At 54.3% G+C, this 22406-nt stretch carries 21 protein-coding genes and 2 pseudogenes; 14 read left to right on the forward strand and 9 right to left on the reverse strand.

Annotation, left to right across the window (positions count from 1 at the left end; all coding sequences use genetic code 11):
- Nucleotides 1-30: 30 nt before the first annotated feature.
- Both HKD42_RS04760 and HKD42_RS04765 read right to left on the reverse strand, forming a co-directional pair.
- Entirely contained in the window at nucleotides 31-462 is a 432-nt protein-coding gene (locus HKD42_RS04760) for a hypothetical protein (protein WP_170010785.1), read from the reverse strand.
- Nucleotides 452-643, reverse strand: a complete 192-nt coding sequence (locus HKD42_RS04765) for a helix-turn-helix transcriptional regulator (protein ID WP_170010787.1) — start codon at nucleotides 641-643, stop codon at nucleotides 452-454. The genes HKD42_RS04760 and HKD42_RS04765 overlap by 11 nt, the downstream gene beginning before the upstream one ends.
- Nucleotides 644-1240: 597 nt before the next feature.
- On the opposite strand from HKD42_RS04765, the gene HKD42_RS04770 reads away from it, so the two are divergent.
- The 3 genes from HKD42_RS04770 to ppdK all read left to right on the forward strand — a co-directional run bounded on the left by HKD42_RS04770 (nucleotide 1241) and on the right by ppdK (nucleotide 6973).
- Nucleotides 1241-2164: a glycine--tRNA ligase subunit alpha gene (locus HKD42_RS04770; protein ID WP_170010789.1), complete on the forward strand. Its 924-nt coding sequence runs from the start codon at nucleotides 1241-1243 to the stop codon at nucleotides 2162-2164.
- Nucleotides 2161-4224 carry a glycine--tRNA ligase subunit beta gene (glyS, locus tag HKD42_RS04775; protein WP_170010791.1) on the forward strand — a complete coding sequence of 688 codons (2064 nt, stop codon included), beginning with the start codon at nucleotides 2161-2163 and terminating at the stop codon, nucleotides 4222-4224. Before HKD42_RS04770 ends, glyS begins: the two co-directional genes overlap by 4 nt.
- A 79-nt stretch (nucleotides 4225-4303) precedes the next feature.
- The gene (gene ppdK / locus HKD42_RS04780) at nucleotides 4304-6973 is read left to right on the forward strand and encodes a pyruvate, phosphate dikinase (RefSeq protein WP_170010793.1); all 2670 of its coding nucleotides are present in this window, start codon (nucleotides 4304-4306) and stop codon (nucleotides 6971-6973) included.
- A gap of 4 nt (nucleotides 6974-6977) precedes the next feature.
- On the opposite strand, the gene HKD42_RS04785 is transcribed toward ppdK, so the two are convergent.
- Complete coding sequence (locus HKD42_RS04785) at nucleotides 6978-7733, reverse strand: methyltransferase domain-containing protein (protein ID WP_170010795.1); 756 nt, start codon at nucleotides 7731-7733, stop codon at nucleotides 6978-6980.
- Between the two features lie 53 nt (nucleotides 7734-7786).
- Here HKD42_RS04785 and HKD42_RS13435 point away from each other — a divergent pair.
- From HKD42_RS13435 to HKD42_RS04815, 8 genes and pseudogenes are all read left to right on the forward strand, one after another.
- Nucleotides 7787-7948, forward strand: a pseudogene (locus HKD42_RS13435) (double zinc ribbon domain-containing protein); the annotation flags it as partial.
- Nucleotides 7949-7987: 39 nt separating this feature from the next.
- Complete coding sequence (locus HKD42_RS04790; protein ID WP_343042256.1) at nucleotides 7988-8575, forward strand: ComF family protein; 588 nt, start codon at nucleotides 7988-7990, stop codon at nucleotides 8573-8575.
- Nucleotides 8576-8887: 312 nt separating this feature from the next.
- Entirely contained in the window at nucleotides 8888-9265 is a 378-nt protein-coding gene (gene hisI, locus HKD42_RS04795) for a phosphoribosyl-AMP cyclohydrolase (protein ID WP_170010799.1), read from the forward strand.
- A gap of 31 nt (nucleotides 9266-9296) precedes the next feature.
- Nucleotides 9297-9764: a MerR family transcriptional regulator gene (locus HKD42_RS04800; RefSeq protein WP_170010801.1), complete on the forward strand. Its 468-nt coding sequence runs from the start codon at nucleotides 9297-9299 to the stop codon at nucleotides 9762-9764.
- A 20-nt stretch (nucleotides 9765-9784) separates the two neighbouring features.
- Nucleotides 9785-11590: an acyl-CoA dehydrogenase C-terminal domain-containing protein gene (locus HKD42_RS04805; protein WP_170010803.1), complete on the forward strand. Its 1806-nt coding sequence runs from the start codon at nucleotides 9785-9787 to the stop codon at nucleotides 11588-11590.
- Nucleotides 11591-11808: 218 nt separating this feature from the next.
- On the forward strand, nucleotides 11809-12708 hold the full coding sequence (locus HKD42_RS04810; protein WP_170010805.1) for a sulfotransferase: 900 nt from the start codon (nucleotides 11809-11811) through the stop codon (nucleotides 12706-12708).
- Nucleotides 12709-12960: 252 nt separating this feature from the next.
- Nucleotides 12961-13083: pseudogene (locus HKD42_RS13470) on the forward strand (TetR family transcriptional regulator); the annotation flags it as partial.
- Nucleotides 13084-13506: a hypothetical protein gene (locus HKD42_RS04815; protein ID WP_246236737.1), complete on the forward strand. Its 423-nt coding sequence runs from the start codon at nucleotides 13084-13086 to the stop codon at nucleotides 13504-13506.
- Nucleotides 13507-13542: 36 nt separating this feature from the next.
- Here HKD42_RS04815 and cysK read toward each other — a convergent pair whose 3' ends face one another.
- The 4 genes from cysK to tyrS form a co-directional block, all read right to left on the reverse strand.
- The gene (cysK, locus tag HKD42_RS04820; protein ID WP_170012111.1) at nucleotides 13543-14463 is read right to left on the reverse strand and encodes a cysteine synthase A; all 921 of its coding nucleotides are present in this window, start codon (nucleotides 14461-14463) and stop codon (nucleotides 13543-13545) included.
- Nucleotides 14463-15749: an MFS transporter gene (locus HKD42_RS04825; RefSeq protein ID WP_170010809.1), complete on the reverse strand. Its 1287-nt coding sequence runs from the start codon at nucleotides 15747-15749 to the stop codon at nucleotides 14463-14465. Before HKD42_RS04825 ends, cysK begins: the two co-directional genes overlap by 1 nt.
- Nucleotides 15750-15827: 78 nt before the next feature.
- Nucleotides 15828-16166: a PilZ domain-containing protein gene (locus HKD42_RS04830; RefSeq protein WP_170010811.1), complete on the reverse strand. Its 339-nt coding sequence runs from the start codon at nucleotides 16164-16166 to the stop codon at nucleotides 15828-15830.
- Nucleotides 16167-16277: 111 nt separating this feature from the next.
- Complete coding sequence (gene tyrS / locus HKD42_RS04835; protein WP_170010813.1) at nucleotides 16278-17507, reverse strand: tyrosine--tRNA ligase; 1230 nt, start codon at nucleotides 17505-17507, stop codon at nucleotides 16278-16280.
- 132 nt (nucleotides 17508-17639) lie between these two features.
- On the opposite strand from tyrS, the gene HKD42_RS04840 reads away from it, so the two are divergent.
- Together HKD42_RS04840 and HKD42_RS04845 are read left to right on the forward strand one after the other, a co-directional pair.
- Nucleotides 17640-18161 (forward strand): DOMON domain-containing protein, encoded by a 522-nt coding sequence (locus HKD42_RS04840; protein WP_170010815.1) that lies wholly within the window; start codon nucleotides 17640-17642, stop codon nucleotides 18159-18161.
- The gene (locus HKD42_RS04845; RefSeq protein WP_170010817.1) at nucleotides 18158-19366 is read left to right on the forward strand and encodes an exo-beta-N-acetylmuramidase NamZ family protein; all 1209 of its coding nucleotides are present in this window, start codon (nucleotides 18158-18160) and stop codon (nucleotides 19364-19366) included. Before HKD42_RS04840 ends, HKD42_RS04845 begins: the two co-directional genes overlap by 4 nt.
- Here the strand turns inward: HKD42_RS04845 and HKD42_RS04850 are convergent.
- Nucleotides 19363-20547, reverse strand: a complete 1185-nt coding sequence (locus tag HKD42_RS04850) for a vWA domain-containing protein (protein ID WP_170010819.1) — start codon at nucleotides 20545-20547, stop codon at nucleotides 19363-19365. The two genes, HKD42_RS04845 and HKD42_RS04850, sit on opposite strands and share 4 nt — an antisense overlap.
- Before the next feature lie 131 nt (nucleotides 20548-20678).
- Between HKD42_RS04850 and HKD42_RS04855 the strand changes: the two genes are divergently transcribed.
- Nucleotides 20679-22082, forward strand: a complete 1404-nt coding sequence (locus HKD42_RS04855) for a methyl-accepting chemotaxis protein (RefSeq protein ID WP_170010821.1) — start codon at nucleotides 20679-20681, stop codon at nucleotides 22080-22082.
- On the opposite strand, the gene HKD42_RS04860 is transcribed toward HKD42_RS04855, so the two are convergent.
- Entirely contained in the window at nucleotides 22079-22351 is a 273-nt protein-coding gene (locus tag HKD42_RS04860; protein ID WP_170010823.1) for a hypothetical protein, read from the reverse strand. The genes HKD42_RS04855 and HKD42_RS04860 overlap by 4 nt on opposite strands.
- Between the last annotated feature and the right edge of the window lie 55 nt (nucleotides 22352-22406).

The raw sequence follows: 22406 nt of genomic DNA on the forward strand, positions 1-22406 counted from the left end.
GGGAAAGAGAGGGTGGATTAAAAAGTGAAATTAGTGGATCCCTAACTTGCGGGCTCCATAAACGACGAAGGTGGTAACGAGCATGAAAGCAATCACTGGCAGCGCGGAGGGTTCCGGCGCGCGACCTATATCATACAAGACGTACCACAGGCCAAATGCCCATAGAGTCACATAATAACCGATCAGATGGCTCCATAAATTATCGGCTAGGTCCAATTCGTCTATTCGTCTGAAGTAGTCCCTTGTGAACCAGGCTAGGCCGGCCAAAACGACCGCCCAAGCGGCATACAGTATCCAAATCGGCAGTTTCCCGCTTTCAAACAAACCGCTGAGGTACCCCGTGCCGAGACCTGCGCCGAAACTGATAAGAACGGCAATGATGAAGTAGCGGATCCATGCTGACCGGCGTGCCTTCAGTTTGAGCTCACCGGAAAGTGGTTCTACATCAGATTTATGCGTCATCAAAGATCTCCTCAATTGGCATATTGAACAAGCGAGCTATCTTAAAGGCCAGGGGCAGTGACGGATCATGCTTCCCCGTTTCGATTGCGTTCACGGCTTGCCGAGAAACTTCTAAACGACCAGCCAATTCTGCTTGGCTCCAGTCGCGTTCAGCGCGCAATACTTTTAGGCGGTTGTTCATGTCAGGCCTCGATAACGGCGCCAGTTAAACCCTACAAAAAAACCGCTAGCTAGGGCTAGATAGGTCCATTCATGAGGGAATCGCGGTTCATTGGGACTACCCATCAACCCATCAACCAATCCGAGAAGAAACGGGCCAATAAACACCCAAAATATAGCGGTTGCTAGGGCAGTGGTTGCCCCTGCTTGCCATAAGCCTCGCAGAAACTCGTCATTATGCTTTGCGTTCATCATCAGGAGTATCGACAGGAGGGCAATAATTTTGCCGATGAGAGCCAGATCAGGACTGCGAAAGTACACTTCACAGACAATAGCAAACATTGTTCCGAGCGCGCCGATCCAGCCTCCTGCTAGATACCATGCCGCATTATCATTTCGAGTGGGTTCTGATGAGTAGGGCATCGCCTCTACCAATATGTCCGTGGTTCGTGTGATGTAAGGTGTGCCTGACTATATGTCGTGATTCGCTGACTATGTCAAGAAAACCTTACAAAAAGTTTGGACAAGGTGACAGAACAAGCTCTGCTCCACCTCTATACTGAGCACAGGTTGCAGTGCAGCATTGACGCATTTGGGGCGGTGCGCCAAAGCCGCGCGCATGGCGACGACTACACCTTCTATTCCCGCTCGCAATCCTGCGAAATCGTTTCAAGATATGATCTTGGCCCTTCATGATTTCTGGAGCGCACATGGCTGCTTGATTTTGCAGCCTTACGATATGCGTATGGGGGCGGGGACGTTCCACACCGCAACAACCCTGCGTGCGCTTGGGCCAGAACCGTGGAATGCCGCCTTTGTGCAGCCGTGCCGCCGACCGACCGACGGGCGCTATGGCGAAAACCCCAACAGGTTGCAGCACTATTACCAGTATCAAGTGATCCTGAAGCCAAGTCCGTCCGATATTCAGGAACTCTACCTTAAGAGCCTCGAAGTGATCGGGATTGATCCGCTCAAGCATGATATTCGCTTTGTGGAAGATGACTGGGAAAGCCCCACGCTGGGCGCATGGGGTCTTGGCTGGGAAGTGTGGTGTGACGGGATGGAAGTCACGCAGTTCACCTATTTCCAGCAAATGGGCGGCTTTGATTGTAAGCCTGTTGCGGGCGAGCTGACATACGGGCTTGAACGCCTCGCCATGTATATTCAGGGCGTGGACAATGTGTACGACCTCGACTTCAACGGGCGCGGCGTTTCCTACGGAGAGGTATTCCTCGAAAACGAACGCCAGATGTCCAAATGGAATTTCGAAGTCGCAGACACCGATGCGCTGTTTGATCTGTTCAACAAGGCTGAGGCCGAGTGCAAAAATGCGCTTGCGGGTGACGTGCCCATCGCCGCCTATGAGCAAGCGGTTGAGGCGAGCCACATCTTTAACCTCCTCCAAGCGCGCGGTGTGATTTCTGTGCAGGAACGCGCCAGCTATATGGCCCGGGTCCGCGATCTGGCGCGCGGATCGTGCGAGAAGCATATGGAGCTGAAAAAAGACGAATGGGCCGAGAAGTTTCCGGAGTGGAGCGCATGAGCAATTTCCTCCTAGAACTCCGTTCCGAAGAAATCCCCGCCCGTATGCAAAAGGGTGCGCGGGCAGAGCTTGAGAAGCTGTTCCGCCGCGAGATGGATGCCGCCGGTGTGGCGCTGGGCGAGTTGACCGTATGGTCCACGCCGCGCCGCCTTGCCTTGATTGCGCGTGATCTGCCGACACAAACCGATGCCGTCAGCGAAGAAGCCAAGGGTCCGCCGGAGGGTGCTCCCGATCAGGCGGTCGATGGCTTCTGCCGCAAGAACGGCGTCTCGCGCGACCAGTTGGAAGTCCGCGACGTCAAAGGCCGCCCTACTTATTTTGCCGTAATCAATACGCCGGGCAGGGCGGTTGCCGAGGTTTTGGCTGAAGCTATCCCCGCGATTATCCGCGATTTTTCATGGCCCAAATCGCAGCGTTGGGGCGCGGCCTCGATCAGCACCGAAAGCCTGCGCTGGGTCCGCCCGCTATCGGGCATTGTAGCGCTGATGGATGGCGATGTGGTGGCGTGCGAAACACATGGCATCACATCGGGCAATGTTACCAAGGGCCACCGCTTCCATCACAATGGTGAAATTACGATTGGTAGCGCGGATGATTATGCAGCCAAGTTGCGCGATGCCCATGTGATTGTCGATCATGAAGAACGCCAAAACATTATCCGCACCGGCGCTGCCAAGGCTGCGCAGGATGCGGGCCTTGATCTGGTCGAGGATGAAGGCCTCGTCATCGAGAATGCGGGCCTGACCGAATGGCCCGTGCCGCTGCTTGGCCGGTTTGAGGATGATTTCCTCGAAGTGCCGCCGGAAACAATCCAGCTCACCGCGCGGGTCAACCAGAAGTATTTCGTGTGCGAAAAGGATGGCAAGCTTGCCAACGCCTTCATCTGCACGTCCAATATCGAGGCGGAGGATCCCGCTGTGGTGGTGGAGGGCAACCGCAAAGTCCTCGCCGCGCGTCTGTCTGATGCGAAGTTCTTCTGGGATGTGGACCGCAAGAAGACGCTGGCGGAGCACGCCAAAGGTCTTGAGCGGATTACTTTCCATGAGAAGCTGGGCACGGTTGCGGATAAGGTCGAGCGGGTGGGTTGGTTGGCCAAATGGCTAACACAACTGAATTTCGACCATGGCCTGGGGGACGCCGCAGAAAAAGCTGCGGGTTTGTGCAAGGCTGACCTTGTCACCGAAATGGTCGGAGAGTTCCCTGAACTTCAGGGACTTATGGGCGGTTATTACGCCCGCGCTGAAGGTTTAGGCGATGCAGTCGCTGATGCGATCCGCGATCACTACAAGCCAATCGGGAAGAGTGATGAAATACCAACTGCTCCGTTGACCGTGGCAGTGAGTTTAGCCGACAAGCTCGATACTCTGGCAGGCTTCTTCTCAATTGATGCAGCACCGACAGGATCGAAAGACCCATTTGCGCTACGGCGGGCCGCGCTTTCGTCGATCCTGCTGATTCAGCACAACAATTTGCGCGTTGGACTCGCTTCCGTTCTGGAACGGCATATGCGTCAATTTGGAAGTGAGAGCCCGCAAAAACTCCTCGACTTCTTCGCCGACCGCCTCAAAGTCCAACAACGCGATGCTGGCGTCCGTCACGACCTCATAGACGCAGTCTTTGCGCTCGGCGGCGAAGACGATCTCGTCCGCTTGCTCGCCCGCGTCCATGCGCTGCAATCCTTTATGGCCACAGAAGACGGCACCAACCTGCTCGCGGGTTACAAGCGTGCGTCCAACATTCTCAAGAAAGAGGAGTGGGACAATTCAGACTCTACGGCGGACAATAACAACTCTCTGTCCTACGCGCCGGAAACCAGCGAGAAGGCATTGATCGACGCGCTTGATGCAGCAGGCCCAAAAGCGGCCTCTGCGATTGAGAGCGAAGATTTCGAGGGAGCAATGGCGGCGCTCGCGTCATTACGTAGTCCAATTGATGAGTTTTTTGACCATGTCACGGTTAATGACAGCGATGCAGACAAGCGGGCCGCACGGCTCGATTTGCTCGCGCGTTTCCGCAGTGCGGTTCATCAAGTGGCGGATTTCAGCCGCATCGAAGGGTGATGTTAAATCCTGCTTTAGAACTATGTCCCATGTGTCCCTTTCCTACATTTAAGCCCACCATCCAAGCGAGGCCCGAACAGTGAAAACGGTTTATACATTTGGCGGAAATGCCGATCACAGCGATCCACGGCAAAAAGACAAAACCGTTACTGGCGGGAAGGGTGCCAATCTGGCGGAAATGGCGCAGATCGGTTTGCCAGTCCCACCGGGTTTCACCATCACCACAGAAGAGTGCGTAAAATACCTCGCTGGCGGGTCCGATTTCACCGAAGCGCTGCGAAATGACGTCAAGGCGGCATTAAACCATATTGAAGCCACCGTCGGTAAGTCCTTCGGAAATAACGAAGATCCTCTGCTGGTGTCCGTACGCTCTGGCGCCAGAGTGTCGATGCCGGGCATGATGGATACGGTTCTGAACTTGGGTTTGAATGACGCCACGGTGCAGGGTCTGGCCAAGACATCGGGCGATCACCGTTTTGCATGGGACAGTTACCGCCGGTTCATCCAGATGTATTCTGACGTCGTCCTGGAGGTTGACCACGGGTTGTTTGAAGAAGCACTCGAAATCGCCAAGGAAGACAAGGGCTTCTATAACGATACGGAGATGGAAGCTGAAGACTGGCAAGCGCTGGTCACAGAATATAAATCCATCGTTGAGAAGGAATTGGGCACACCATTCCCGCAAGACGTCACGCAGCAATTATGGGGCGCAATCTCTGCCGTGTTTGACAGCTGGGATGCTGACCGCGCGAAAGTCTATCGGCGGCTCAATGATATTCCTTCGGGTTGGGGCACAGCCGTCAATGTGCAGGCCATGGTGTTCGGCAATATGGGCGATACCAGCGCGACGGGTGTGGCCTTTACCCGGGACCCTGCAACGGGCGAGAAAGCCTATTACGGCGAATGGCTGGTCAATGCGCAGGGCGAGGATGTGGTGGCCGGCATCCGTACTCCGCAATATCTCACCAAAGCCGCCCGTGAACGCGCCAATGCCAAGCCGCTCAGCATGGAAGAAGCCATGCCCGCCGCTTATGGCGAATTGGCTGCTGTGTTCGAGCTGCTCGAAAAACATTACCGCGATATGCAGGATATCGAATTTACCGTTCAAGACGGCAAATTGTGGATGCTGCAAACCCGTTCCGGCAAACGCACGGCCAAGGCTGCGCTGAAGATGGCCGTCGATATGGCGGGCGAGGGGCTGATTAGCGAGGAAGAAGGCATTCTGCGCGTCGATCCAATGGCGCTGGATCAATTGCTCCACCCCACGCTCGATCCGCGCGCGCATCGTGACGTGCTGACAACTGGCTTGCCCGCATCGCCGGGGGCAGCCTCTGGAACCATTGTGCTGGATGCGGACAAAGCAGAACAAGCCGCCAATCGCGGTGAGAAAGTCATTCTGGTTCGCGTTGAAACGAGCCCCGAAGATATTCACGGAATGCACGCAGCGCAGGGGATTTTGACCGCGCGCGGCGGCATGACGTCACACGCCGCTGTGGTGGCGCGCGGGATGGGCCGCCCCTGTGTATCGGGCGCGTCCGCCGTGTCTATCGACATGGCAAGCCGTACATTGCGGATCGGCAACCGGGAACTCAGCGAAGGTGATACGCTCACGCTGGACGGCTCCAATGGCCAGGTGATGGCCGGCGAAGTTCGCACTATCGAACCGGAAATGGCGGGTGATTTCGGCGTATTGATGGGTTGGGCAGACAAGCATCGGCGGATGAATGTTCGGACCAACGCTGAAACTCCGGCAGATTGTAAGATGGCGCGCCAGTTCGGCGCCGAAGGCATCGGACTATGCCGGACAGAGCATATGTTCTTTGACGCTGGCCGGATCAGCGCGGTTCGCGAGATGATCCTGGCGGATACGGAAGCGGGCCGCCGTGAGGCGCTGGCTAAGCTTCTTCCTGAACAGCGCAATGATTTCAAAGCGATATTTGAAGTTATGGTGGGGCTTCCTTGCACCATTCGATTGCTTGATCCGCCGTTGCATGAATTCCTGCCGCATGGTGATGCTGAATTTGCAGACCTTGCCGATGTCACTGGCCTCAATGTCGATCATTTGAAACGCCGCGCGGCTGAGCTGCACGAGTTCAACCCCATGCTGGGCCATCGTGGTTGCCGCCTTGGGATTACCTATCCTGAAATTTACGAGATGCAGGCACGGGGTATCTTTGAAGCGGCGTGTGCTGTTGCCAAGGAATCTGGCGATGCTCCAGTGCCGGAAATCATGGTCCCATTGGTCGCGACCAAGCGGGAATTAGAGATTTTACGCGCACTTATTGACCGTGTTGCGCAGGACGTCTTCACCGAACAGGGCCGCGAGATCGAGTATCTTGTCGGCACCATGATCGAACTGCCACGTGCCGCTTTGATGGCTGGTGAAATTGCCAATGAAGCGCGGTTCTTCTCCTTTGGTACCAATGACTTAACCCAGACAACTTTGGGCGTTTCGCGGGATGATTCCGCGCGTTTCCTCGCACCTTATGTTGATCAGGGAATTTTCGAGCGCGATCCCTTCGTCAGCCTTGATGTTGATGGCGTTGGCCAATTGGTGGAAATGGCAGCCGAGCGGGGCCGGGCAACGCGCGGGGACATTAAGCTGGGCATTTGCGGGGAACATGGCGGTGATCCGGCCAGCATCAGTTTCTGCGACGATGTCGGCTTGGACTATGTCAGCGCCTCACCTTACCGGGTGCCAATTGCTCGCTTGGCGGCGGCACAGGCATCGCTGCGCAAAAAAGCCTAAGGGTTTATTTCCAACCGGTTAGGGTGATCATTTCAAAGCTCTCTTTGATCTTCCCATCATGGTCAGCAAGAGCTTGAAAGGCGATTTTAGCCCGAGCAAGCCCCTCACGGCAGATGTGCGGCGCTGAATTCATCAAGGCGTTATTCATGCCGTGATCGCGTAGATCACTAACAAGCCGGTCGAGCGATGAAAAACGTACTGAAAGTGTATGACTATCAACCACTTGCCGCTTGAACCCGGCGCGCTGTAACAAGCCCGCGGCGGACTGGTTATCGACCATAGGATGAATTCGCGCTGCAGGCCGATCACCATCAGCCGCCAGCATGGCTTGCCGCAATTTGGGCAAGCTCCCTGCGCCAGGGAATGTGGCGATCATCAGGCCTCCATCCGCAAGCGCATTCTTGCTGTGGATCAGCGCACCGGGCAAATCGTTGACCGTTGCCAAGCCCAACAGATGAATAACAAGATCATACGGGCCGCCGGAAATTGGCTGCTCTTCATCAAATACGCCAATGGGATAGCGGTCCACTTCGACCCCGCGCGCTTTCAAAACTGACGGCAAGAGGCCAGTCCAATCGCCTATAATGAGGGCGTTTTTTGGCGTCAGTTGCATAAAATCCATCCGCTCAACCACATCATCGACAGCGTCACGAAGCAGATAATCGGCGGCGTCTGGCGCCCTGGATCGGGTAATCAAACGGGCCCATTTGGCAGCCCGTCGGACGCGGCAGAATATGGTGGGCGGTGCAGCATTGCTCATCAGGTTGCACTGCCGTGCTTGCCGATGCGGTGCAAGCAAGACATTGTGGCCACGTGCATTTCTGGACCATCTTGAAAGACGCTGTTAAACCAGCGGTAGACCTGATCTATCCGCCACGGTGCCCCTTGTGCGGTGAAGGGATTGCTGAGCAAAAAGGCCTATGCGGCTCTTGTTGGGGGGAATTGGTTATCCCCGGGCAGCCAAGCTGCTCAACGTGTCAGAGGCCGTTTCCAGCGGATTATGGATCAGACCAAATGCAATGCGCGGTGTGTCTCGACATCCCTCCAAACCATGACGGGATCGCCGCTGGCACACTCTATAATGACGCGTCGAGAAAGCTGGTACTGGCATTCAAGCATGGGCGGCGAATTGCCTTGTCGCGCACTTTTGGCCCATTGATCGTCGCCCAATTGCCAGAGTTAGAGGGTGACTGGCTAATTGTGCCCGTTCCGCTTCATTGGACCCGGTTGTGGCACCGCGGCTTTAATCAAGCAGCACTTTTGGCGCAGCATATCGCCTCTGCCACCGGTAAAACACTGCTGGTCGACGGTCTGAAACGGACAAAGCGAACGCTTCCCCTCGGAGGACTGGGGCGCAAGGGTAGGGAACGTATGCTCACGGGCGCGATCTCTGTCAGCGCCGCCAAAAATGACGTCATGAAGGATGCGCAAGTCATTCTGGTTGATGACGTTTTGACCAGCGGCGCGACTAGCGAAGCGTGTGTGAATGCCCTGAAGAAGGCTGGTGCCTCAACCGTGATTATCGGGTGTTTTTCACGCGTTTTGGATGAAGCGCGAGATCAGCGCAAAACACCCCAGAAACGCGAAACGCCCGAGGTCTAAGACCCCGGGCGCCACGTGACGAATATATGTGGATCCGCCTTGCGGCTTGGGTGACTGTCCCCCTTTGATAGTCACCGGGATCCAATCCCTCATCGTTCAACAGGAGCGCCAGGCGATGAAGCCGGCAGCATCCTTACCCCCTGAACCAGGCACTCTTTGGAGCCGTTGTTCTGGAAGACACTTCCTTTCATTGGTTGGCGCAGTATGAAAGGCTGTTATGAACATCGAGCAAGTTTTGGTCACCATCTGTGGTTATCATGCAACAAACGATTAGCGGCCATTGTTGGCCGCCCAGATTGAAAGATCTCAAGAATGACCACTCCCACCAAAGCCGACCGAGAGAATGGCTCGCGCTTCTTGCCCAAATTTGATGATAACGGTTTGCTGACAGCTGTTATCGTTGATCATGAGACCCAACAGGTACTGATGGTAGGGTTTATGGACCAAGAAGCCATTGATCAAACCCTGACAACCAAGTTGGCCCACTTCCACTCCCGCTCACGCGGTAAGCTTTGGCAAAAGGGCGAGACATCAGGGAACGTCCTAAGGGTGCAAGATATCCTCGTAGATTGCGACCAGGATGCGCTCGTCATAAAGTGTGAAGCAAGTGGACCGACGTGCCACACCGGGGTCACGTCATGCATGTACCGCCGCCTGGAAGATGGCCAGCTGACACCCATCGATACTTGACGTTTACGTAAAGGGTAGTTATGACACTTGCATGACTACGCCATCCGATGTTCACGACGCCAAACCCGTTAGAGAGGCCCATGCTGGCGCTCATTTAGATCGTCCCGACAAGCTGGATCGGGAGCAATACAGCATTTCCGATCTCACGTCGGAATTCGATTGTACCGCCCGCGCACTTCGGTTTTACGAAGACGAAGGGCTGGTTGCGCCAAAGCGTATCGGGCTGACCCGGGTGTATTCCAAACGTGACCGCGCAAGGCTTGCATGGATCATGCGGGCCAAGAATGTTGGCTTTAGTCTCGTTGAAATCCGCGAGATGATTGACCTTTACGACCTTGGCGATGGTCGGGTCGAACAGCGCCGTGTCACAGTAGAAAAATGCCGCGACCATGTCGCCAAATTGAAGCGTCAGCGCGCCGATATCGATTCGTCGATCAAGGAGCTGAGCGCCTTCATCAATCAAATCATAGAGTTAGACCTCGACAGCTCAAAGAGCTGACTCCTTAAAAGGATCGAATTATGCCTACTTACACCGCACCAACGCGCGACGCGCGCTTTATCATCAACGAAGTGCTTGATCTGGCGAGCTACAATAATCTGCCGGGTTTTGAGAGCGCGACGCCCGACATGATCGACACCGTCGTGAATGAAGCTGGCAAGTTCTGCTCTGAAGTGCTCGCTCCGCTTAATCAGGTCGGAGATAAAGAAGGTTGTACTCGCCACGAAGACGGGTCTGTAAGCACCCCAACGGGCTTTAAGGACGCGTTTGAAAAGTATCGCGAGTCGGGTTGGGGCACAATCGCCCAGCCTGAAGAGTTTGGAGGGCAGGGTATGCCTCATGTCCTCGGCTTTGTGGTCGAAGAGTTTGTGGGCACAGCCAACCAAGCCTTTGCGATGTATCCTGGCCTTACCGGCGGCGCCATTGCCGCTATCACGGCGAAGGGATCTGACGAGCAAAAGGAAACCTACCTGCACAAAATGATCGCCAATGAATGGACGGGTACAATGAACCTGACCGAACCGCATTGCGGTACCGATTTGGGGATGATCCGGACCAAGGCAGAACCGCAAGCTGATGGATCCTATGCCATCACCGGTACCAAGATTTTCATCTCTGCCGGCGAGCACGATATGGCGGAGAACATCATTCATTTGGTTCTCGCCAAAACACCGGGTGCCCCTAACAGTTCAAAAGGCATTTCGCTGTTCGTCGTGCCGAAATTCTTGGTCAATGAAGATGGTTCTTTGGGTGACCGTAACACGCTGGAATGCGGCTCGATCGAAGAGAAGATGGGCATCCACGGCAATTCCACCTGCGTCATGAACTATGATGGTGCTAAGGGCTGGATGGTCGGCGAAGAGCATAAAGGCCTTGCCGCAATGTTTATCATGATGAACGCCGCCCGCTTAGGCGTCGGCATCCAAGGCTACGCCCAAGCAGAAGTCGCCTATCAAAATGCGGTGGCTTACGCGCTGGATCGCCGCCAAGGTCGTGCCCTTAGCGGCCCGGCCGAGCCAGAGGCGGCAGCTGATCCAATCTTTGTTCACGCGGATGTTCGCCGGATGTTGATGGACGCAAAAGCCTATGTCGAAGGAATGCGCGCACTGGCGTTATGGGGTGCGTTGCAGGTCGATCTCACCCATAAAGGTGCAACTGAAGAAGACCGCGCAAAGGCGGACCAGATCATCAGTCTGCTAACCCCTGTCATTAAAGGATACGGCACTGACAAAGGCTACGATGTCGCAACCAATATGCAGCAAGTCTTTGGCGGCCATGGCTATATCCAGGAATGGGGTATGGAACAATTTGTTCGCGATAGCCGCATTGCTATGATTTACGAAGGCACCAACGGGGTGCAAGCGATGGACCTTTGTGGCCGTAAGCTTGCCCAAAATGGCGGTGCAGCCATCCAGACATTCTTTGCTACCGTCGATGAAGAAATCGCTGCGGCGAAAGATATTGAAGCCCTTGCTCCATTTGCCGAGAAGCTTGAGAAAGCACTTGGCGAGCAGAAAGCTGCAACCATGTGGTTTATGCAAAATGCGATGGCCAATCCAGATCATCTGGGCGCGGGCGCGCATCATTATATGCACATCATGGGCATCGTCTCCCTCGGCCTGATGTGGCTCAGAATGGCGACAGTTGCGCAGGCAAAACTGGATGCAGGCACGGATGATGCGGCATTTTATGAAACCAAACTGGCGACGGCACGCTACTTCGGTGATCGCTTCCTGCCAGATTGCGGCTCGCTTCGCCGGAAGATTGAAACTGGTTCTGACAGCATGATGGCACTTGGCGAAGATGCGTTTTTGACCGCTGCATGAATATAGCAGCGCGCTTTCCGCGTTGCGCTCATTATTCAGCAACGGCCCATTGCCTTGTTTCTGCACGAGCCGGCTACCGAGACTATCGGTAGCCGGCCCGTTTGCAATTGGGCGCTGTTACAGAGCCTTACTATCCGCTCAGTGCGCTGTAATTCGGACTCTATGCTGATTGCGACGAATGGCTGGCCTGCGCGCGTAGCCATGCTAGACCTAGCGGTATGAAGCAGACTTTCTTTGTCGGGATTGGCGCACACAGATCGGGAACGTCGTGGCTGTACCACTTTGTAAATAGCAATCCGGATTGCCGCCTCTCCAGTATGAAAGAAATGCATTATTACGATTCATTTCATGCGCAGGATATTACCGGCATACGGTCCCGAATAGCTCGCCACCGCTCTCGCGTGCGGTCAATTGGTTTTAATCAGTTGGCTTATTGGACCGGCTTGCGGCGCTTTCATGGCTACACAATGCGGGAGCATTTTGCTCTTCTGAAAGACTATGAAAACTTGGCTTCCGGGCATGAATATTCTCCTTCAGCATATGCCGAGATGCTGCGACATCATGCTGGGGAACATAAGGTCTTTGGGGAAATCACTCCCGCTTATGCGATCTTACCTGCAGAGCAGCTCGGGCAGATTTACAGGGCTTCCTCCGATACAAAGCTGATTTTTCTGATACGCGATCCGATCAGCAGATTGTGGTCCCATGCACGCAGAGCGGCGGGAAATGGCCGTGAGATAAAAGCCAACGATATTCTGCATGATATCAATTCTGGGAAATATCCTGATGTCTTGAAGCGAAGTGATTATCGCCAGACTATTCTCAATTTAGAGAGCGCGGTGCCGCTTTCAAATGTGCACATCGAATTTTCGGAAAACCTGTTCTCTGGCGGGAAGACAGCCGCAGAAGCGAGAAACAAGATTTGCCATTTTCTGGCGATATCACACCACTCGCCGCCATTGGTTGATCAAGTGAGGAATGGGGCGCCTCCAGGTGATTTGCCAGATAAACTGGCGCGTGAAACGATGGCCTTGCTGCGCCCCCAATATGAATTCATCGCCGATAGATTTGGCGGGTTGCCGCAAATCTGGGCAAGCAACCTCAGTAAGTACAGCTAACGGTACCTGCTACGGGGCGACGCACGTGAAAAGGGGCACTCCTTATAAAGAGTGCCCCTTTTTTTCGTGTTTTTGGTGTTTAATGGGCCGTTAGATGGCTTAGATAAATATGTTACTATACGGTCACAATATGCGGCCGCGTGTTGACGCGGGGGTATTCGGTCCCAAAGCTCAAAAGGTTACCATTCGGTCCAAAAATATTGATAAGGTGCTGTTATAGGACGCAAAAAACTCTATCATCGCGATGATGCATTGCTCGCTATCAAGCATCATTTCTGGAAATATGGTTTCGAAGCTACTTCACTTTTCGATTTAGAGCGGGTTTCGGGGTCGCCCAAACAAACATTGTATCGCGAATTCACGGATAAGGAGGGCATGTACGTAGCTGCATTGGCCCATTACCAAGTTCAAGAAGTCCAAAGTGCAAACAGATTGCTCAAGACGCAGGAAAACCCGAAAGCCCGTTTCCAAGCCCTTTTTGATGCCATCCTAGCCGATGCGGGCAGCCCGAGCGGACGGCTAGGGTGCTTCATTTGCAATGCAGCTGCGGAGCGCACCAATCTCGGCTCTCAAGCAACCGATCAACTTGTCGATGCGCTTGGGCGACTTCGGTCAATATTCGCGGACGCTCTCAACGTGCCTTCAGGTGATGACTACCTCGCTGACAGCGTCTTGGCCGGGTATATCGGTTTCAGGAACCTGGTCCGTAACGATTGGTCGACAACAAACTTGCAAGCGGTTGCAAATGATCTGTTGAGCATGACCGACCGCGGGGCGAAATTGCCGCAGCAGCCCTAGGGTAGGCAATCGTTAGCTCAACTTATCACGGCGCTATTATGCTTCAGGCAAAAACTCTGGCACCGACAAATATCGCTCACCAGTATCGTAATTGAAGCCCAGCACGCGGGACCCTTCCGGTAGGTCAGCCAGTTTTTTCGCAATCGCGGCCAGCGTGGCGCCGCTTGAAATGCCAACCAGCAACCCTTCTTCGGCAGCGCAGCGGCGGGCCATTTCTTTAGCAGCCTCTGCATCCACCGGGATAGCGCCGTCAATCGCCTGAGTGTGAAGGTTGCCCGGGATGAAGCCAGCGCCAATACCCTGGATCGGGTGAGGGCCGGGTTGCCCGCCGCTGATCACGGGGGATAGTTCGGGCTCAACCGCATAGGCTTTCATGCCCGCCCAATGCCGTTTCAATTCTTCGGCACACCCTGTCAGGTGCCCGCCAGTGCCGACACCGGTAATCATGACATCAATGGGATCATCGGCAAAGTCAGTGAGAATCTCTTGCGCGCTGGTGCGCACATGGACTGCGACATTGGCTGGATTGTCGAACTGGGCGGGCATCCAAGCACCATCAGTTTGGCTGACCAGCTCCGTTGCGCGTTCAATAGCGCCTTTCATGCCCTTGGTTTTATCAGTCAGGTCAAATGTGGCGCCATAAGCAAGCATCAGTCTGCGGCGTTCGAGCGACATCGATTCCGGCATCACAAGGACGAGCTTATAACCCTTGACCGCAGCCACCATTGCCAGCCCGATACCGGTGTTTCCGCTGGTGGGTTCAATGATAGTACCGCCTGGTTTCAGATCACCGGCTTCTTCAGCAGCTTCCACCATCGCCAAAGCAATGCGGTCTTTAATCGAACCGCCAGGATTGCCGCGTTCCGACTTCACCCACACCTCGTGATTGGGGAACATACGGGAAAGCCGGATATGCGGAGTATTACCAATGGTAGCGAGGACGGAATCGGCTTTCATCATTTCTCTCCTGAGGAATTCGTATTGCTTACATCTAGCAATTCTTCTGGCGGATCAAAGGTCTTCGTGGTGCGAAGGACGGGAAATAGCTGGCTCCAAATAGCGACAGTCATGATCGCGCCTGCCCCGCCAAGCACTACAGCAAGAACTGGGCCGATGAAGAATGCCAGCGTTCCAGAGAAGAAATCGCCGAATTCGTTCGAGGCGGAAATGGTCATCATCGACACCGAAGATACCCGGCCCCGCTTATCATCTGGAGTGTGCAGCTGGATAAGCGATTGGCGAATATAGACCGAGAACATATCCGCTGCGCCCACAATCACCAGCATCGCAAGCGATAGCGGCATCGACGTGGAAAACCCGAAGACGATGGTCGCAATCCCAAACATGGCAACCGCGCCCAGCATCTTGGGGCCAACATTGGTCTTGATTGGGAAGAAAGAGAAGAAGGCTGCCGTAACGACTGCACCGACTGCGGGTGCCATCGCGAGCTGACTAAGGCCAGTTGATCCAACCTGTAGAATATCGCGGGCATATACCGGGAAAAGCGCCGTCGCGCCGGCCAAGAATACTGCAAACAAATCGAGCGTGATCGCACCCAGTACCATCTTATTGCGGATGACATATTGCAGGCCATCAACGATCTGTCCGATTGGACGCTGGGCGCCCTTTATTGCGCTACGCGGGACATCGCCGATGGTGGTGAGCGCGACGATCGATACAGAAAACAGCGCGAAGGCGACCGCATATGGTAGAGCGGCCTGAATATCATACAGATAACCGCCGATTCCCGGGCCAGCTATCATGCCGACTTGCCATGCGATTGAAGAGAGAGCGATGGCATTGGGCAAGCTGGCTTGGGGGACCAAATTAGGTGCCAAGGCAGACAAGGCCGGTCCGGCAAAGGCGCGGGCGATTCCCAAGCAGATGGCGACACCAAACAGGTTGGGGATTGTGATTGCATCGGTCCATGTGAGCCATGCCAGATAGCCCGCACACGCCATTTGCAGTGCGACTGTCAGCCGTGCCACTGTCCTGCGATTAAATCGATCTGCGGCGAGGCCTGAAAACGGCGTCAGCACAAACAATGGCAAAAATTGCAGAAGACCGATCAAAGCCAGCTGGCCCGAAGACGCTCCGACACTCAGACCGCTATCACGCGCGATGTTGTATGTCTGCCAACCGATGATCAGCAGCATGGCATATTGCGCCAGCGTCATTGATAGACGCGATACCCAATATGCGCGGAAATTATGTATGCGAAATGGATGCGTAGGTTCAGTCACATGGACGCCATGACAGGGGAGGGTCCCCGTGCCAAGCGCTCACTGAGTTAGCGAAAGACTAGAGCGCCCTATTCAGGCTTAGCGGTTCTTACGCAATCTTGGGTTGGGCTGAAGCGTGTCGATCATCTCGACAAAGTCATCGACGCGCAAAATCCGCTCAAATTGAAACCCGATGCGGGGCTCTCGCGTCCAGATAACATACGCTTCGATCCGGCCGATAACTGGTAAGCGGATAATCACACGGTCGCCGCGAACAAGATCCACACCGTCATCCACCATAAAGCCATGGGCCGACAGGTTGCTGATATGCAGCTTGATATCACCGCGTTGTGCATGCTCTGCGATTACAGGATGGTCTACTGGATGCCGCGCCGCGCGCCGCATATCAGTTACCGAAAGTTGTGCTCCAACACCCATTGGTCCGCGACCCTCCTTGATCGAGTGGAAGAGCCCTAATGCGGTATAAAGCCTGATATTTTGTAAAGTTCCGTTGTCTCAATATGGCACAAAACCACGCATTTCTGCGGGTTACAGCGTGATCACCCCATGTTTTTTCTTACCCAAACTCAGTTTTTTGTCGGCCCCTTCGGTAACCGTAACCAAAAAACCGGGGTCATTGACGCTTTCGCCATCCAGTTTGACCGCGCCCTCTGCCAGTTTGCGCTTCGCTTCCCCGTTGGATGCGGTGAAACCGATGGCAGTCAGAACAGCGCCAATGCGCATACCTTCGCTACCCACCGCCAAAGTCGGCAGATCTTCCCCGGAACCACCGCCTGCAAATGTTGTGGCTGCAGTGGTTTCAGCAGAACGGGCTGCATCTTCCCCGCGCACCATTTTTGTCACTTCATTGGCAAGAATCACCTTTGCGTCGTTGATCGCGCTGCCTTCCAACGCCTCAAGATCCGCAATTTGTTCCATCGGCAGGTCCGTAAACAAGCGTAGAAACTTTCCGACATCCCTGTCGTCTGTATTCCGCCAATATTGCCAGAAATCGTACGCTGGCAACTGGTCTTCATTCAGCCAGATCGCGCCGTCAACGGATTTACCCATCTTCGCACCGTCCGCACGGGTGATCAGCGGCGCTGTGAAGCCATAGACTTCCTTGCCATCAATCCGGCGAGTCAGTTCAATCCCATTGACGATGTTGCCCCATTGATCGCTCCCGCCCAATTGGAGGCGGCAACCGTAATCCCGGTTGAGCACAAGATAGTCATACGCCTGCATGATCATGTAGTTGAATTCGATAAAGGTCAGCGGTTGTTCGCGGTCTAGCCGCGTTTTCACCGAATCGAATGTCAGCATACGGTTGATAGTGAAATGCGGGCCAACGTCGCGTAGCAGTTCGATATAGCTCAGTTTGCTGAGCCAATCGTCATTATTGATCAGCAAAGCGCCACTTTCGCTATCGTCAAATCGCAATATCCGTTCGAAACATCCTTTGATCGACGCGATGTTACTGGCGAGCCTTTCCTCGGTCAGCATTTGACGGGTTTCGTCTTTGCCGGATGGATCGCCAACCTTGGCGGTACCGCCGCCCATAATCACGATCGGACGGTGTCCTGCCTGCTGCAATCTTTTGAGCAGCATGATCGACGCCAGATTACCAATGTGCAGGGACGGCGCGGTCGGGTCAAAGCCGACATACCCGGTCACAACTTCTTTTTGCGCAAGGGCATCAAGCGCTGCCGCATCTGTAATCTGATGCAGATGGCCACGTTCTTCTAGCAGGCGGAGTAGGTCGGAATTGTAGTTGGTCATAAGTACCCTGTGATTTGAACGGGCGCTTTAGCAATGAAATTTGCCGTCGGTAAGTGGCCTTGCACAGCTGTTCTGTTTGTTAAACGGAGCAATGGACTTGCGAGGGCTTTCTGCTGCGCTAATACGCACCTTATGCAAACACTCATACTTCATCCCGATTGTGCCGCAGGTCCCATCACCAATGTCCAAGCCGAGATCGAGGCAACAAAGCAGGGCTGCAAAGCTCGCTTTCGGTTCGATGGAGATATCTCACGGATCAAAGTGCCCATGCACGCGGCCAGTGAACGCATGGACTTTCTGTGGAAGACAACCTGCTTTGAAATATTCTGGCAACCAGAAGGCGGCCAATATTACCGGGAATTCAACCTGTCTCCGTCAAGCCGTTGGGCGTGTTATGACTTCGATGATTTCCGGTTAAACAGCAGGAACGCTCCGGTGGAGGCAATCGCAATTGCCTGTTCGCATGATGGCACGTCCCTACAACTTGAAGCCAGCATAGCTTCCGAACTCCCATTGCCTGCCGCCGTGGCATTGAATGCGATCGTGGAAGACAATGACGGCAATATCCAGTTCTGGGCATTGGCTTTCGAGGACGGCAAGGCAGAGTTTCACAGCGAAGTATGCCGGGCAATCACACTGGAGAAACTGGCATGAGTGTCCAATTCGGAATAGATCGGCTGCTGGCAAATGCTGACCTGCGGAAGCCGCTGGAAAATAAGCGGGTGGCGTTGGTCGCCCATCCCGCATCGGTAACAACTGATCTTACCCACTCTTTAGACGCGCTGATCGGCGCGGGCGTGAATGTAACCTCAGCCTTTGGCCCGCAACATGGCCTGAAGGGCGACAAGCAAGATAATATGGTCGAAACGATGGATGAGACCGATCCGACCTACAACATACCGGTGTTCAGCTTGTACGGCGAGGTGCGCCGCCCAACAGCGCAGATGATGGCGAGCGCAGATGTATTTTTGTTTGACCTGCAAGACCTTGGCTGCCGAATATATACCTTCGTAACGACACTGTTATATTTGCTCGAGGCGGCGCAAGAGCATGGCAAAGAAGTATGGGTCCTGGATCGGCCAAACCCCGCCGGAAGGCCCGTTGAAGGCACTATCCTGCAATCAGGCTATGAAAGCTTTGTCGGCGCTGGCCCAATGCCAATGCGCCACGGCCTGACCCTTGGCGAGATGGGGCATTGGTTCATCGACCATTTCGGGCTCAATGTTAATTACCGCGTTATTGAGATGGCGGGGTGGAAACCGGAAGGAAGCGGGAAAGGTTGGCCAACAGACCGCATCTGGATCAACCCCAGTCCCAATGCCGCGGCGTTAAATATGGCGCGCGCTTATGCGGGCACTGTAATGATCGAAGGCGCAACCGTTAGCGAGGGCAGGGGTACCACACGGCCGTTAGAGGTGCTGTTTGGCGCGCCTGATCTAGATGCCAAAGCAATTCTTGCCGAGATGCAGCGCTTTGCGCCGCAATGGATGGCGGGATGCTTGCTGAGAGAATGCTATTTCGAGCCGACCTTCCACAAACATCAGGGGGAGCTTTGCAGCGCACTGATGATCCATGCGGAGGGGCCGCATTATGATCATGACGCGTTCAAACCATGGCGGTTGCAAGCTCTGGCATTCAAAGCAATCAGGGTGCTGTATCCTGACTATGATTTGTGGCGCGGGCTGGATTTCAAATATGAATACACAAACGACGTCTTGGCGATTGATGTGATCAATGGCGGGTCATCACTGCGCGAATGGGTGGATGATCCATCATCGCAGCCTGATCATTTGGATGCTCTCGCCAACCCTGACGAAGCGGCGTGGCGAAACGATGTTCGCCAGCACTTGCTTTACTAGGCGCCGTTCTTCCGCGTTAGCTCACGCATGGCATCGTCCAAACCGTCCAAAGTCAGGCCGTACATCCGGTCATTGACCAGTTCTTTGATAATTTTCGTGCTTTGAGAGTAATTCCACTGCTTCTCTGGCACCGGGTTGATCCAAACTGTTGCAGGATATGTGTTGGTAACACGGCGCATCCACATGGCTCCGGCTTCCTCGTTCATATGCTCCACGCTGCCACCCTGATGGGTAATTTCGTAAGGGCTCATGGCTGCGTCGCCCACAAAAATGACTTTGTAGTCATGACCGTATTTATGCAGGATGTCCCAGGTATTGGTTCTTTCCTGCCAGCGGCGTTTATTGTCTTTCCAGACGCCTTCATACAGGCAGTTATGGAAGTAGAAAAACTCCATATTTTTGAATTCGCTATTGGCTGCGCTGAACAGCTCTTCGACCATCTTGATAAAGGGATCCATTGATCCGCCGACATCAAGGAACAGCAACAACTTTACCGCATTATGGCGTTCCGGGCGCATGCGGATATCTAGCCAGCCTTGCTTGGCAGTTCCTTCGATGGTTGCGTCCAGATCCAGCTCATCCGCATTTCCCTCACGGGCAAAACGGCGGAGTCGCCGCAGCGCCATTTTGATATTGCGCGTGCCAAGTTCTTTGGTGTTGTCGAGGTTTTGAAACTCGCGCTTCTCCCAAACCTTCACCGCTTTCTTATGCTTGCTTTCGCCGCCGATCCGAACGCCTTCGGGATTGTAACCGGAATGACCAAACGGGCTGGTGCCGCCGGTACCAATCCATTTATTGCCGCCTTCATGGCGTTTCTCTTGTTCCTCAAGACGCTTCTTGAGGGTGTCCATAATCTCATCCCAATCACCCAGAGCTTCAATCTCGGCCATTTCTTCTGGAGTAAGGAACTTTTCCGCGACCGCTTTCAGCCATTCCTCGGGAATATCAACGGCTTCTTGGCCATAGTCTGACAGAATGCCTTTGAAAGTCTTGTTGAAGACTTGATCAAACCGGTCGAGCAAACCTTCATCTTTCACGAAGGTGGCGCGGCTTAGATAATAAAAAGCCTCAGGGGTCTGATCAATCACATCACGGTCAAGGGCCGCAAGCAAGGTGAGGTGCTCCTTAAAGGACGCCTGAATACCCGCCGCGCGGAGCTCATCTACGAAATTAAAAAACATGAATCATGCTTACCATGTTGGCCGCGCGTTACCAGTCAGTTTCAGTTCGAATACCAAATTGCCGCTCTTAAGAGTTCGATAACCATAAGTCCGGTAAAGACGGCCAATACAAAATTGGGGTGATCTTCCGAATGAAACATGCCGAATTCGATAAGGCCGATAGCCAAAGCATCGACACCATTTCCGAGAGCTGCGGCGATGTAACCGTCGGTTGTGCCGATGTTGCCGGATTTGTTGAATCGGTAATGGCATCTTACGATGGCCTTAGAGCTGAACACGAAGCTTTGCATGAAACAGTAACGGGGCTTGAGGCCGACCAGCTGAAGGTGTCCGAGGCAAGTGACGAAGCGCGCCTTCTGTCTGAACGCGCGATCGAACGGCTTGGGCAGGGCACCAACCTCATTCAGTCCTCGCTGGGTCAAATATCCGATTTATTGGAACTGGTTGAGACACTCACCCAGCACGTAACTGGCTTTGCAGCAGCGATGGAGCAAGTCCGCAAATGCTCGCAAGACATTGATCAGATCGCCGAGACGACCAATATTCTCGCCTTAAATGCCACCATCGAAGCGATGCGTGCAGGCGATGCCGGGCGCACTTTCGCAGTGGTGGCCAACGAAGTGAAAAGCTTGGCCGGCGACACCCGCCGGGCAACAGAAGAAATCAGCAGAACCATTTATGCACTGGGCGGGGAAGCCGAGACTGTCATCGCTAAAATCGAAGCTGGTGCAGCGGCCAGTAAAGCCGCCAAAACCTCTGTTTCGCAGATTGAACAGACTATCGATGGCGTGGCCAATCTGGTCGAAGAAGTTGACCGTCAGAACGATCAGATCGCGCGCACGACGGGCACAATTAGCGACCATGTGCATAAAGTCCGCGATGTGTTGGTTTCTTTCGACAATGCTGGCCTCAACAACGAGAAGCATTTGAAATTGGCGCAAGAGCGTATGCGCGGCCTTGAGCTGACGGCCAGCCAGATGTTCGATGATATTGTCAAAGCGGGTATGTCGCCTCGGGACAGTGTGATCGTCGAACAGGCGCAGAAGCACGCCAAGGAAATCGTTGAGAAAACAGAAGCCGCGATAGAAAGCGGCGATTTGAATTCAGAAGCGTTGTTCGACCAAAACTATATTCAAGTCGAAGGCAGTAATCCGCCACGCTTCCGGACAAGCCTGAGCGATTGGGCCGATCAAAATTGGCGGCCAGTGCTTGATCATGTGTCCAAGCAAGGCGGACCGATCAAAATGTGTTCGCAAGCTGACATGAACGGGTTCCTGCCAACACACGTCTCAGACAGGTCGAGAACACCCACGGGCGACCTGGCGCACGACACAGAATATTGCCGCAATGGCCGCATATTATTCGACGCGACTGACCAGAAAGCCAAACGCAGCAATGCACCCTACATGATGGCGGTCTACCGTCAGGAAGGGAACGGGCAAGAATACATCGTAGTCCGAAACGTATATGTGCCGATTTACATCAATGGCCGCCGCTGGGGCGACTTTGAAGTGGCCTATATTTTTGAGGATTAACGAGGGTTGCGCTGCAATCCCAATATAGCCAGCGCGAGGCCAAGCAATGACCAAACCATACCAGCAGCTATCAAATCGATGTAAAGCCCCGCGACGCTAGCATCGCGGTGAGGGTCGACGCCTTCTGCGACATTTCCTGCGAGCGACATCCAACCCATCCCCAGCCCGAAGGCCCATCCCGCGCTCAGTGTCGGGCCACCCCAATAACGGCTTTGCAGGGTACCAACCGCACCGAAAATCAGCAGGGTTGCAGCGACATAGTCAACCAACCACTAGGGCCACCATTGCCATTGCCCCCAATTTATCCAGGTTTCAACGAAGCCG

Origin of the sequence: Pontixanthobacter rizhaonensis, assembly GCF_012972675.1 — a bacterium.
Classification (GTDB): Bacteria; Pseudomonadota; Alphaproteobacteria; order Sphingomonadales; family Sphingomonadaceae; genus Pontixanthobacter; species Pontixanthobacter rizhaonensis.